Here is a 12,047-nt window from a genome sequence, read left to right as displayed (position 1 = left end):
GCTTACCCGAGTGCGTCCGCCCAGATCGCATTGGCCCAGGCGAAGGCGTAGGTGCCTTCGAGCGTATTGGGCGCCGTCGACACCCCGCCGGAGTCCGGCACCGTCACCATGGTCTTCTTCTGTGGGTCGTAGCGATGCACGCTGGCGACGTGGATCACCTCGCGATCGGAGGTGAAGCTGTAGCAGGTGTTGTTGTACAGCGGCTCGGGGTTGGGCTGCCGGCCCGACAGCAGCGCGACGATCGCCGCCGCCGCGATCTTGCCGTGCTGGTTCGCCATGTGTCCGGACTTGGGCATCAGCGGCGCGATCTGGATGGCGTCGCCGATCACATGGATGTTCGGCACGGCCTTCGATTCGAAGGTCAGGAAGTCGACCTCGCACCAACGGCCGTTGGCGGTGGCGAGTCCCGTGTTGACGGCGATCGCGCCGGCGCGCTGGGCCGGCACCACGTTGGCGACGTCGACCCGCTCGTCGTCCTGGACCTCGAACTTCAGCGTGCGCGTGGCGGGGTCGATGTCGACCGTGCGGTATTGCGGCCGGTACTCGACGATGCCCTTGTACTTGCTGGCCCACACCTGCTTGAACAGCGCGGCCTTCGAGGTCACGTCGGGATTGGCATCGAGGATCAGCACCTTGCTGCGTGGCTTGGCCTGGCTGAAATAGTGCGCCACCTGGCAGGCGCGCTCGTACGGCCCCGGCGGGCAGCGGTAAGGCGCCACCGGCACCGTCAGCGCATAGGTGCCGCCATCGCGCATCGCTTCGAGTTGGCGGCGCAGCGCGACCGTCTGCGGACCGGCCTTCCATGCGTGCAGGATCTGGTCGCCGCCGGGCCGCTTCAGGCCCGGCACGTCGTCGGGCATGAAGTCGACGCCCGGCGACAGCACCAGCCGGTCGTACGGCAGCGTGCCGCCGCTGGCCAGGCGTACCTGGCGCTTCGACGGGTCGATCGCGGCAACGGTGTCGCGCACGACCTTGACCCCGTGGCGGCGGCTCAGCGCATCGTAGGACACCGTCAGGTCCTCGATCCGCTTGCTGCCGCCGAGCACCAGATTCGACAGCGGGCAGGAGATGAAGGCCGGATTCGGCTCGACCAGCGTCACGTCGATCGTGTTGTCGCTCCATTCGCGCAGATAGCGCGCGGCGGTCGCGCCGCCGTAGCCGCCGCCGACCACCACCACCTTGCCACCGCTGGCGCGCGCCGTGCCGCCGCTGGCGCAGCCGCTAAGCAGCGTGCCGACGGCCGCCGGTCCGATAGCCGCAGCCGCCGCGGCCGCGCCGAGAAATTCGCGTCGTTGCATGTCAGCTTCCCCTCGCTTGTTTGTCCGCACAACTGGATCGCACAACTGGGTCGCACAACTGGGTCACACTACGGGATCGCATCGCTTGACCGCGTTCCCTGGACCGCATGACTTGTGCGTATTACTTGACCGCGGCGAACCACTTCGCCATCGCGGCGATCTGCTCGTCGGTATAGCCCTTGGCGATCTGGTGCATCACCGTGGCCTCGCGCTTGCCGGTCTTGAACGCCTGCATCTGTTCGATCAGATAGGACTGCGGCCGGCCCGCCAGACCGGGCACCGGGCTGCCGGCGGGCGCGCGGCCGGAGGGGCCGTGGCAGCTCGCGCAGGCCGCCGCCCAGTTGCGGGCCTGTTCGGTGGTGGGATCGGCGGCGCTGGCCGGCGCGATGGCGAACATCGCCAGGGCGGCCAGACCGGCCGCGGCGGCTCGCTGGGGATTGTTGTTCTTCATGGTCTCGCTCCTCGCTGGGATCGGCACTTCGGCGCATCGATCGGCCGCACGGCGCGGACCGGACGAGCGACCGGCCGGGGCGCGTGAGTGACGCGCAAGGCAGGGCAACCCTATCACATCGGCCGGCGCGGGCGTACTGCGGTTTTCGCAGATGGTCGGACGGCGAACGCCATTGCGCCGCCGCAACATCAGCGTAGGTCAGCCGCGGGCAAGGCGGGAGCAGCCGGACGGTGGAGGAAGGAAGGCGAGGAGCGCGCGGCCGGCGGGTGGGAGCGAGGAAGACGCGGAGGGCGCGGCAGGCGGGTGGGAGCGAGGAAGACGCGAAGGGAGCGGCAGGCGGGTGGAGGGGAGCACGGAAGGCGCGCCGGGCCGGATGGCCGGCGCGCCTGAACGTCGGGGGACGGCGCGAGCGGATCAGGGCAGGTTGCGGCCCGGGGGCAGGCCGACCGCACCGGGCACCGGCGCGGTCGTCGGTGCGGTCGTCGGTGCCGTCGTCGGCGCCGTTACCGGCGAAGACAGATCGGGGCCGATGGGCGCGGGGGGCCGAGTTGGTCGGCACCGCGGCGCCAGGGGTGCTCTGCACCGGCGCCGGCGTGCCGCCGACCGGTTCGCCGGGCGCGGCGTTCTGCGACGATGCGGCCGCGTCCAGGCGGGCGCGCTCGGCCTCGTCGATGTAGTCGAACACCTTGACCACCTTGCTGACGCCGCCGACATTGCGCGCCGTCTCGGTGGCGCGATCGCCCTCGGGACGGGTGACCAGGCCCATCAGATAGACCACGCCGCGCTCGGTGGTGACCTTGGTGGAATTCGACGGCACGCCTTCGGCGGTCATCAGCATCGTCTTGACCTTGCTGGTCACGAAGGCGTCCTGGCTCTGCTGGGCGAACGACGGCGACGACACGACCTCCAGCTCGTTGATGACCTCGCGCGCGTTCGGCAGCCCGCGCACGTACTGCTCGATCTGCTGGCGCAGATTGGCGTCCTTGACCTCGCCGGTCAGCAGCACCTTCTTGTTGAACACGGTGACGTTGACGCGCGCCGCGCCGCTGTAGCGCGTCGCCAGCGTGTTCTCGATTTCGAGCTGCAGGCCGCGGTCGACCGCCTGGATCGACGTCGGCCGGCGGTCGGTGGCGCTCATCACGCCGGCCCCCATGGCGCCGGCGATCACCGGGAAGCAGCCGCTCAACTGCGTGGCGGCGGTCAGCATCAGCGTGGCGGTGGCGGCGGCGCGGGCGACGGCGGCGAGCCGGCTGGCGCCACGGGCCTGGGCGGGGGCGCGGACCGGCGTCGGTTCAGCGAGCGCGTCGCGCGAAAAAAGCGAAGTCTTCATGCGTTCCTTGCTGTAGCGGTAATGCGAAAGAGGATCGGCAGTCGGCAGGGCGGCCTGCGCCGCGCCAGGGCAATGCCAGTCGGCCGTGCGCCGCAACGCGCATTATGACGGACAGCCCGGCGGCCGCGGCCGCTGGCGAATGCGCTGGTTCGATGTCGATGGCACCGCCCTGTCATTCCGGCTCGCCGGCGCCGAACGCATCGCGCAGCCATTCGAGCCGCCGCGGTCCGATCGCCACCACATCGAGCCGGCAACGCGGCGCGTGGTCCAGCGTCGCCAGATAGTGATTGGCGGCCTGCAGGATGCGCTGGCGCTTGGTCGTCGTGATGCTGGCCAGCGCGCCGCCGAACGCGTCGCTGCTGCGCGAGCGGACCTCGACGAAGACCAGCGTACCGTCGGGCGCGCGCATCACCAGGTCCAGCTCGCCGCCTTTGCAGCGATAATTGCGGACCACCAGCGCCAGACCCTGGCCCTGCAGATAGGCCAGCGCCCGCGCCTCGGCGCGTTCGCCGCGCGCTTTCGACGTGTCCTTCGTCCCGTCGTTCGCGCGGTCCCTCGCCGGGTCGCTCCCCGAATCGCGTGCCGAGCCTCGTGCCGTGGTTTTGAATGTGCGCATCAACGGAAGTTCTCAAGCATGACTGACTGGATCTCGCTGGCAACCGGCCAGTCCTATCCCACCGGCACGCTGTACGTCGTCGCCACGCCGATCGGCAACCTTGCGGACCTGACGCTGCGGGCGCTGCATGTGCTGGGCCTTGCCGACGCGATCGCCTGCGAGGACACCCGCAACACCGGTCAGCTGCTGTCGCGCCTGGGCCTGCAGCGGCCGTTGCTGGCCGTGCACGAGCACAACGAGCGCGAGGCCGGCGTGCGCGTGGCCGAGCGGCTGGCCGCCGGCGAACGCATCGCCTATGTGTCCGATGCCGGCACGCCGGGCATCTCCGATCCGGGCGCGCGGCTGGTCGAGGCCGTGCGCGCGGCGGGCCATCGCGTGGTGCCGCTGCCCGGTCCGAGCGCCGCGGTGACCGCGCTGTCGGTCGCCGGCGAGATGCTCGATACCGGCGCGGGCCGCTTCACCTTCGCGGGCTTCCTGCCGAGCAAGGCCAAGGCGCGCGCCGAGGCGATCGCCGCGCTGGCGGCGCTGGAGCACGCCTGGGTCGTCTACGAAGCGCCGCACCGCATCGCCGACACGCTGGCCGCGCTCGCGCAGCAGTTGCCGCCGACGCGCCGGCTGCTGATCGGCCGGGAACTGACCAAGCTGTTCGAGCAGGCCGAGACGATGGCGGTCGCCGACGCGCCGGCCTGGCTGGCGGCCGATCCGGCGCGCGCCAAGGGCGAGTTCGTGCTGGTGATCGAAGGGGCAGGCGCACCGGCAAAGGGTGAGGCGGCGCTGGACGCGAACGCGCAGCGGGTGCTGGCGCTGCTGCTGGAGGAGTTGCCGGCCAAGCGCGCCGCCAAGCTGGCCGCGGCGATCACCGGGGCCGATACCGCGGCGCTCTATGCGATGGCGCTGGCGCGCCGCGAGCAGGAGTAAGGCCGGAAAGAGGCAGACCGGGAAGATGCGGGGCGGAGCCATGCGCGCCGGCATCGTGGTCGGCGCCGCTCAGGCGCTCCGGTGGGGGAAGCCGGGTGGAACGGGGACCTGCGCAGGGGGTCGCGTAGTCGCTTACTGGAGCGGTGACTGTGGCTTCAGCAGGGACTGTAGCAGTGGTTCTGACGGTGGCGCAGTCCGAGGCGCGCCGATGCGCGAGGAAGGAGGCGAGGAACGAGAAGCCGGCCTCAGTGCGCATTGGCCTTGCTGGCCGTCTTGCGGGTCTTGAGCACCACGCGCTTGGCCTTGACCGGCTTGGCCACGGTGTCGTCGTCGTCCACACCGTCGCCGCCGCCGTCGGTGGCGCCCGTGTCCATGCCGGGCTCGCGCAGCGGTCCCAGCGCGGCCAGTTCGGTACGCGACAGCCGGCGGATTTCGACCTGGGTATGCCCGCGGTCGACGAAGCCCAGCCGCTTGGCGGCGCGATACGACACGTCGAGCACGCGATTGCCGTGATACGGACCGCGGTCGTTGATGCGCAGCACCGCCACCTTGTCGTTGCGCAGATTGCGCACCAGCACCCAGCTGTCCAGCGGCAGCGACGGGTGGGCGGCGGTCATCGCGCCCATGTCGAAGCGCTCGCCGTTGGCCGTCTTGCGGCCGTGGAACTGCTTGCCGTACCACGACGCCGTGCCGCGCTGCTCGAAGGTGCCGATATCCGCGCGCAGGCCTTCCAGCGACGAACCGCGCGGCGTGCCGCGGGACGCCGAGTCATTTTCATTGCTGTCGTCGTCGCCCCAGCTGAACAGGCGCCACGAGCCGGTCGGCGCCGGCGTCTCGGTGCTGGCCGCGGCCGGCGCCTCGTTGCGGGCGTCGGCACGGTTGTCGTTGTTCGGGGTTCGGGACTTGCGTGCCTGCGCCAGTTTTGCGGCGGGCGTGGCAGCGGTCGGCGCCGCATTCTGGTCGGCCGCGGCGCTGTTGGGATCGTCGTTCGGCGACACCGCACAGGCGGCCAGCGTCAACGCACAGACGGCGTGAAAGCCGTAGCGGAGCGCGCGGCGAGCATGGGTGAGGGGGTGGGTCGGCCAAAGCATCGCGCGAGTCTAACATCGGTCGCCCGCGCGATTTACAGCGATTTTGTTACGAATTGTCTGGCTACGGCGTGCAATTGCTCGCAATCCCCGAACTGACAACGGATTGCGGCGATTCTCCGGACTATCCCTGCCGTTGACGTCGATGCAACGAAAAGGCATCACAGTTCACATATTGGGTACGTCCGATGTCTACCAAAGGCCGACGCTACAATGCGACGACATAGGCCGGCACATCACCAGAACGCCGATCCAACCCCATACGCCGCGCATTCCCGGCGATCGTCCGACCCCCCCCCAACGATGAAAGTCCTGCTGATTCCCGTCACGCCCTTCCAACAGAATTGCTCGCTGCTGATCGACGAGCGCACCGGGCGCGCCGCGGTCTGCGATCCCGGTGGCGATCTGGACCGGATCCAGGCCGCGCTGAAGGAACAGGGCGTGACGCTGGAAAAGATCCTGCTGACGCACGGCCATCTCGACCACTGCGCCGGCGCCGCCGCACTCTCGCGCGAGTTCGGCGTGCCGATCGAGGGGCCGCATCGCGACGAGCAGTTCTGGATCGACCAGCTACCCGAGCAGACCAAGCGCTTCGGCTTCGGCCACGCGGAGGCATTCGAGCCCGATCGCTGGCTGGATCAGGGCGATACGGTGCAGTTCGGCGACGAAACGCTCGAGGTCTACCATTGCCCCGGCCATACGCCCGGCCACGTGGTGTTCTTCTCGCGGCCGCACCGCCTGGCCATCGTCGGCGACGTGCTGTTCGCCGGCTCGATCGGGCGCACCGATTTCCCGCGCGGCAACCACGCCGACCTGATCCGGTCGATCCGCACGCGGCTGTGGCCGCTGGGCGACGACGTGACCTTCGTGCCGGGGCACGGCCCGGTGTCGACCTTCGGCGACGAGCGGCGCGACAACCCCTTCGTCGCCGATCATCTGATCGACGTGGCCTGACGGCCCACCCTCCGACCATGGCCAAGCGACAGCTGCCCGATACCCGCCCCGAGATCTACGTCAGCACCGACGTCGAGACCGACGGTCCGATCCCGGGGCCGCATTCGATGCTGTCGTTCGCCTCGGTGGCGATGCTGGCCGACAAGACCGTGCTCGGCACCTTCTCGGCCAATCTGGAAACGCTGCCCGGCGCGGTCGGCCATCCGGTGCAGATGAAATGGTGGGAGACCGAGCCCGAGGCCTGGGCCGCCTGCCGGCGCGATCTGCAGCCGCCCGAGCAGGCGCTGGTGCGCTATGTCGAATGGGTCGAAGCGCTGCCGGGCAAACCCGTGTTCGTGGCCTTCCCCCGCGGGCTTCGATTTCACCTGGATGTTCTGGTACATGATGCGTTTCGCCGGCCGCTCGCCGTTCGGCTGGGCCGCGCTCGACATCAAGACGCTGGGGTTCTCGCTGACCGGCCTGCGCTACCGCCGCACCGTCAAGGCCGCGCTGCCGCAGGCATGGATCGATCCGCTGCCGCATACCCATGTCGCGCTGGACGACGCGCTCGAACAGGGGGCGATGTTCTGCAACATGCTGGCCGCGCTGCGCGAACGCGAAGCCGCCCTCGCGGCGATCGCGCCGGCGGCCGATGCGGCCCCCGCGGGCCCTGCAGGTTCTCCATCCTCGGCCGAGCCCACCGGCACCTCCGCGCCGCCCGACGACATTGCGCAGCAGGGTTGACCCTTAGGTCGCGTCCGCGCCACGCTGGGCGTTCGCCATGTCGCCATCGCCTATAGTAAAAGCGTGCATGGCCGTTCCGACGCCGCGCCGTGCGCAACTGCGGCGGCCTCGCCATGCATGGCGGTCCGTTGCTATGGTGAAGACCGCCTGACGCGCGTTCCTGTCGAGGAGGTGTCGATCATGCGTTTCCATCCCGATCTTCACTGGCGGCATCTGGCCGAACGGCTGCACCGGCCACCGCACGCGCACAGTGTCGCCCACTCCCACCCCGCCGACGATGAAGCCGACATCGCCAAGGCCACGGTCTACGTCAGCACCGTGGCGCTGGTCCTGCTGCTGATCGTGCTGGCGGCCATCGCTTTCGGTCAGGAGGCCATGCACTGGCTGGGTGTCAAATAACGACCCGCCTGAAGCTACCGCGCCTCCAGCACCGGGCCGGCCTCCACACGGAGGCCGGTTTCTATTTTGGGGCTCGGTCCGATCCGGGCTCGGTTCAGTCCGGGGCACGGTTCGATTCGAAGCGCGATGCGATCTTGGAGATCGGCTGGACTCGGCGCTCAGGAAAGCAGCGCGGCGACGTTCTCGGGCGGCCGGCCGATCGCCGCGCGCTGGCCGCGCACCACGATGGGCCGCTGCAGCAGAATCGGATGATCGGCCACGGCCTGCAGCACCTCGGCGTCGCTCAGCCCCGGATCGGCCAGGTCGAGCTCGGCGTAGATCGCCTCGTTGTCGCGCACCATCTGGCGCACCGGCACGTCCAGCAGCGCATGCAGCTGCTTGAGCGTAGCCAGCGTCGGCGGCGTCTTCAGATACTCGACCACCTCGACCGGTTCGCCCAGGCGTTCGGCGGCCTGCTGCACCAGCGCCAGCGTGTCGCGCGACTTGGAGCAGCGCGGATTGTGGTAAATCTTGATCATGGGTCCGTCCCTCGAAACGCAAACGTTGTCATCTGCAAACACGACGGACTATACAAGCTACAAGCAGCGCCGGCGAAGCGGTACGCCGCGCGCCGGCCTTCGATACCACGCCAGACGCCATGACCACGAACCAGGCCCCCCTTGCCGCGCCGACCGTGCGCGATGCGACCGACGACGACCTCCCCGCGATCCACGCGATCTACACCCACCACGTGCTCCACGGCCGCGCCTCGTTCGAGGAAACGCCGCCCACGCTCGATGAAATGCGCGAGCGCCGTGCCGCCGTGCTGGACAAGGGCCTGCCCTACCTGGTCGCCGAGCTGCAGATCGACGGCCGTCCGGTGGTGGCGGGCTACGCCTACGCGTCGTCCTATCGCACGCGCAGCGCCTACCGCCACACCATCGAGGATTCGATCTACCTGGACGAGCGCCATCGCGGCCGCGGCATCGGCGCCGTCCTGCTGGCCGCTCTGCTCGCCCGCTGCGAACACGGCCCGTGGCGCCAGATGGTCGCCGTGATCGCGTGCCCGGCCGGCGGCGAAGGCAACGGCTCGATCGCGCTGCACGAACGCATGGGCTTTCGCATGGCCGGCCGGCTGGAGGCGGTCGGCTTCAAGCATGGCCAGTGGATCGATACGGCGCTGATGCAGCGGCCGTTGGGGGCGGGGGCGACGGCGTTGCCGGGGGATGTCGCGGCGGGTTGAGCCGCGGCGGACGTGGTCGCGACGCTGCGCCCCAATGCAAACGGCCCGCGTCAGCGGGCCGTTCGTCTATCCCCAGGGCGATGCGGGCCCCGGGTCGGATCACGACATCAAATCACGACATCCAATCACGACATCAGGTCCGACAACGCCAGCGCCACCACCTTGGTGGCCCGGTTCAGGTCGTTCAGCCGCAGGTTCTCGTCCGAATTGTGGCCGCGGGCTTCCATCAGCGTGCGCGGGCCGGCGCCGTACAGCACGGTCGGGATGCCGCGGCTGGTGTAGTGGCGGGCGTCGGTGTACAGCGGCACGCCGTGCACCGGGATGTCGACGCCGAACACTTCCTCGGCGCGGCTCTTCAGGGCGCCGATCAGCTTCTCCACGCCGGGCAGCTCGGACAGCGGCTCGGCCAGGATGATGCGCTCGACCTTGACCTCGATGCCCGGACGGTCCTTGGCGGCCTTCTCGACCACCGCACGGATCTCGCCTTCCGCGTCGAAGCCGATCTCTTCCGGGATCATCCGGCGGTCGATGCGGAAGGTCACCAGGTCGGGCACCACATTGGTGTTGATGCCGCCCTTGATCAGGCCGACGTTCAGCGTCGCGGTGTCGATGCCCGGCACCTTGGACTTGCGCGTGGCCAGCTCGGCGCGCAGGCCGTAGACGGCCTGCAGGATGTGCGTCGCGGCCTCGATCGCGTCGACGCCGGTATGCGGCATCGCGGCATGGCCCTGCTTGCCCTTGACGGTGACCTCGACGTGCAGGCAGCCGTTATGCGCCGACGTGATGCCGTACGAGAAGCCGGCCGAGATCGCGTAGTCCGGCTTGGTCAGGCCCTGGTCCAGCAGGAACTTCGGGCCGATGTCGCCGCCCGTTTCCTCGTCGTAGGTGAACTGCAGCTCGACCGTGCCGTTGAGCTTGGCGCCCTGCTTTTCCGCCTCCATCAGCGCCAGCACCGCATAGGTGTAGGTGGCGAAATCCGACTTTGACACCGCCACGCCGCGGCCGTACATCACCGGGCCGTGCTCGCTGTCGGCGATCTCGCCGCCGTACGGATCCTTGGTCCAGCCCAGTCCCGGCGGCACCACGTCGCCGTGCGCGTTCATCGCGATGGTCGGGCCGCCGTTGCCGAAGGTCTTGCGCACGACCAGATTGGTCGCGCTGATCATGCCGGCAGCCTTGACCAGCTCGTCGGGCACCTTGTGCGCCTCGACCTGGAAGCCCAGGCCCTCGAGCAGTTGCCGTGCGCGCGCGCCGTGGGCGTCGCAGTCGCCGGGGGGATTGTCCGACGGCACCTTGACCAGCTCGGCGAGGAAGGCCTCCTGCGCGGGACGGTTCGCGTCGATGAAGTGGGTCAGCGTGGTTTGCGTGGGGTTCATGTTGTCTCGTGCGGTCATGGCTCTTCGCGGGTTGGCTGAGGGCGCGCTGGGCGCGGGAGTTTGTTCGGTATCAAGACTGCGGGCAAGCGGCCCGAGTCAGGGACGGGCGCTGAAGTGTTCGACGAAGTCGCTGAACACGCGCGCGGCGAGCGCGGCGTCCTCGACCGTCATGGTCTCGGTCGGATGGTGGCTGATGCCGCCATTGCCGCAGCGCACGAACAGCATCGCCACGTCGGCGATCGCGGCGATCGCCATCGCGTCGTGGCCGGCGCCGGACGGCAGCAGGCGCACCGGCGCGCCCTGGCGCTCGATCGCGGCCGCCCATTGCTGCTGCAGCCACGGCGCGCACGGCACGCTGGCCGCCTCGTGGGTCTTGCGGACTTGGGCGCGGACCTTGCGGCGCGCGCAGACGCGCTCGATCTCGGCCAGCACGTCGGCGACGGCGGCCTGCCGCACCGCGTCCTCGCCGGCGCGGATATCGATCGAGAACACCGCGCGGCCCGGCACGACGTTGGCGGCGCCGTTGGGCACGTTGAACTGGCCGACGGTGCCGACCAGGCCAGGCGAGCCGCTGCAGCGGCGCTCGATGAACAGCCCGATCTCGGCACCGGCCATCGCCGCGTCGCGGCGCATGTCCATCGGTACCGTGCCGGCATGGCCGGCCAGGCCGTCGAGCTCGACGATGAAGCGGGTCGCGCCGGAAATCGCGGTCACCACGCCGACCGGCAGGTTCTCGTTCAGCAGCACCGGACCCTGTTCGATATGGACTTCGACGAAGGCCAGCACCTTGTCGCGCGCGTGCGCCGCGGCCGGCAGCCCCGCAGGATCGAAGCCGGCGGCGCGCATCACCTCGCGCATGGTCTTGCCGCTGTCATCGACGTTGTCGAGCACGTTCTGGTCGAAGGTACCGGCTATCGCGCGGCTGCCCAGCAGCGTCGCCTTGAAGCGCACGCCCTCTTCCTCCGCAAAGCCGACCACCTCGATCGCGAACGGAAAGCGCTTGCCCTGGCGGTGCCATTCGGCGACGCAGGCAATCGGCAGGATCACGCCCAGATTGCCGTCGTAGCGGCCGGCATCGCGCACGGTGTCGAAATGCGAACCCGTCAGCAGGGCCGGCGCGCCCGGCTCGGTGCCTTCATAGCGGCCGATCACGTTGCCGGCGGCATCGCGGCGCACCGTCATGCCGGCCGCTTCCATCCATGCCGCCAGCTGGGCGGCGGCGCCGTGGTGCGCGTCGGTCAGATAGGTGCGAGTCAGCATGCCCGGCTGCTCGGTGTGGACGGCGAGGGCGTCGGCCCAGGCCATGATGCGCGCGCCAACTTCGGTGCCGGACACCGGGGTGGGCGTTGTGGATGCTGCCATGCGTGTCTCCTGCTGAACGGATCGTGCCGGCTGTACGCCGGCACCCGGGCCCCCGAACGGGGATGCGATGACTGTAGCGCGCTCGCTTGCGGCCTGGCGAGCCGGTTGGGCTGCCCGCCTGGCGCGGTGCTGTTGTGCTTGTGTGGTGCGCTGTTCCCCGGCGCCGGGACGCGCTCGGGGTCATCGATGCAGACCATGTTAGCACAGTGAATTCAAAAATTGCATACAAAAAAGATATGCACTATATTCCGGTCCAGGTTCCGACAAAGCGCTGCGGACAATCCGGTCCAGACAGTCGTCGGCGTGAATT

General features: G+C 69.5%; 11 protein-coding genes and 2 pseudogenes. 5 read left to right on the top strand and 8 right to left on the bottom strand.

Annotation, left to right across the window (positions count from 1 at the left end; translation table 11 throughout):
• Positions 1-2 precede the first annotated feature (2 nt).
• From OJJOAM_RS09925 to OJJOAM_RS09910, 4 genes and pseudogenes are all read right to left on the bottom strand, one after another.
• Positions 3-1,298, bottom strand: coding sequence for an FCSD flavin-binding domain-containing protein (locus OJJOAM_RS09925; RefSeq protein WP_422647865.1), 1,296 nt, complete (start codon positions 1,296-1,298; stop codon positions 3-5).
• Between the two features lie 121 nt (positions 1,299-1,419).
• Positions 1,420-1,695, bottom strand: a complete 276-nt coding sequence (locus OJJOAM_RS09920) for a c-type cytochrome (protein WP_422649560.1) — start codon at positions 1,693-1,695, stop codon at positions 1,420-1,422.
• 790 nt (positions 1,696-2,485) lie between these two features.
• A pseudogene (locus OJJOAM_RS09915) lies at positions 2,486-2,887 on the bottom strand (BON domain-containing protein); the annotation flags it as partial.
• Positions 2,888-3,251: 364 nt separating this feature from the next.
• Entirely contained in the window at positions 3,252-3,695 is a 444-nt protein-coding gene (locus OJJOAM_RS09910; protein WP_422647864.1) for a YraN family protein, read from the bottom strand.
• 18 nt (positions 3,696-3,713) lie between these two features.
• On the opposite strand from OJJOAM_RS09910, the gene rsmI reads away from it, so the two are divergent.
• A complete protein-coding gene (rsmI, locus tag OJJOAM_RS09905) occupies positions 3,714-4,613 on the top strand; it encodes a 16S rRNA (cytidine(1402)-2'-O)-methyltransferase (RefSeq protein WP_422647863.1) in 900 nt (299 codons plus the stop codon).
• A gap of 245 nt (positions 4,614-4,858) precedes the next feature.
• Here rsmI and OJJOAM_RS09900 read toward each other — a convergent pair whose 3' ends face one another.
• Positions 4,859-5,632, bottom strand: a complete 774-nt coding sequence (locus OJJOAM_RS09900) for a septal ring lytic transglycosylase RlpA family protein (RefSeq protein WP_422647862.1) — start codon at positions 5,630-5,632, stop codon at positions 4,859-4,861.
• Positions 5,633-6,004: 372 nt separating this feature from the next.
• Here OJJOAM_RS09900 and OJJOAM_RS09895 point away from each other — a divergent pair, with 372 nt between their 5' ends.
• The 3 genes and pseudogenes from OJJOAM_RS09895 (at position 6,005) to OJJOAM_RS09885 (ending at position 7,777) form a co-directional block, all read left to right on the top strand.
• A complete protein-coding gene (locus OJJOAM_RS09895) occupies positions 6,005-6,655 on the top strand; it encodes an MBL fold metallo-hydrolase (RefSeq protein ID WP_422647861.1) in 651 nt (216 codons plus the stop codon).
• A gap of 17 nt (positions 6,656-6,672) precedes the next feature.
• Positions 6,673-7,378, top strand: a pseudogene (locus OJJOAM_RS09890) (exonuclease).
• A gap of 180 nt (positions 7,379-7,558) precedes the next feature.
• On the top strand, positions 7,559-7,777 hold the full coding sequence (locus tag OJJOAM_RS09885; RefSeq protein ID WP_149317523.1) for a hypothetical protein: 219 nt from the start codon (positions 7,559-7,561) through the stop codon (positions 7,775-7,777).
• 158 nt (positions 7,778-7,935) lie between these two features.
• Here OJJOAM_RS09885 and arsC read toward each other — a convergent pair whose 3' ends face one another.
• Positions 7,936-8,295 carry an arsenate reductase (glutaredoxin) gene (arsC, locus tag OJJOAM_RS09880; protein WP_149317522.1) on the bottom strand — a complete coding sequence of 120 codons (360 nt, stop codon included), beginning with the start codon at positions 8,293-8,295 and terminating at the stop codon, positions 7,936-7,938.
• A gap of 119 nt (positions 8,296-8,414) precedes the next feature.
• Between arsC and OJJOAM_RS09875 the strand changes: the two genes are divergently transcribed.
• Positions 8,415-8,999: a GNAT family N-acetyltransferase gene (locus OJJOAM_RS09875; protein WP_422647860.1), complete on the top strand. Its 585-nt coding sequence runs from the start codon at positions 8,415-8,417 to the stop codon at positions 8,997-8,999.
• A 125-nt stretch (positions 9,000-9,124) separates the two neighbouring features.
• Here OJJOAM_RS09875 and OJJOAM_RS09870 read toward each other — a convergent pair whose 3' ends face one another.
• Both OJJOAM_RS09870 and OJJOAM_RS09865 read right to left on the bottom strand, forming a co-directional pair.
• Positions 9,125-10,393 carry a M20/M25/M40 family metallo-hydrolase gene (locus tag OJJOAM_RS09870; RefSeq protein ID WP_422647859.1) on the bottom strand — a complete coding sequence of 423 codons (1,269 nt, stop codon included), beginning with the start codon at positions 10,391-10,393 and terminating at the stop codon, positions 9,125-9,127.
• A 78-nt stretch (positions 10,394-10,471) separates the two neighbouring features.
• Positions 10,472-11,737, bottom strand: coding sequence for an allantoate amidohydrolase (locus OJJOAM_RS09865; RefSeq protein ID WP_422647858.1), 1,266 nt, complete (start codon positions 11,735-11,737; stop codon positions 10,472-10,474).
• Positions 11,738-12,047 lie beyond the last annotated feature (310 nt).

Source organism: Cupriavidus sp. H18C1, assembly GCF_049311595.1.
GTDB classification, from domain to species: domain Bacteria; phylum Pseudomonadota; class Gammaproteobacteria; order Burkholderiales; family Burkholderiaceae; genus Cupriavidus; species Cupriavidus cauae.
Note: the sequence above shows the minus strand (reverse complement) of the source record. Positions and strands in the feature narration are given on the sequence as shown.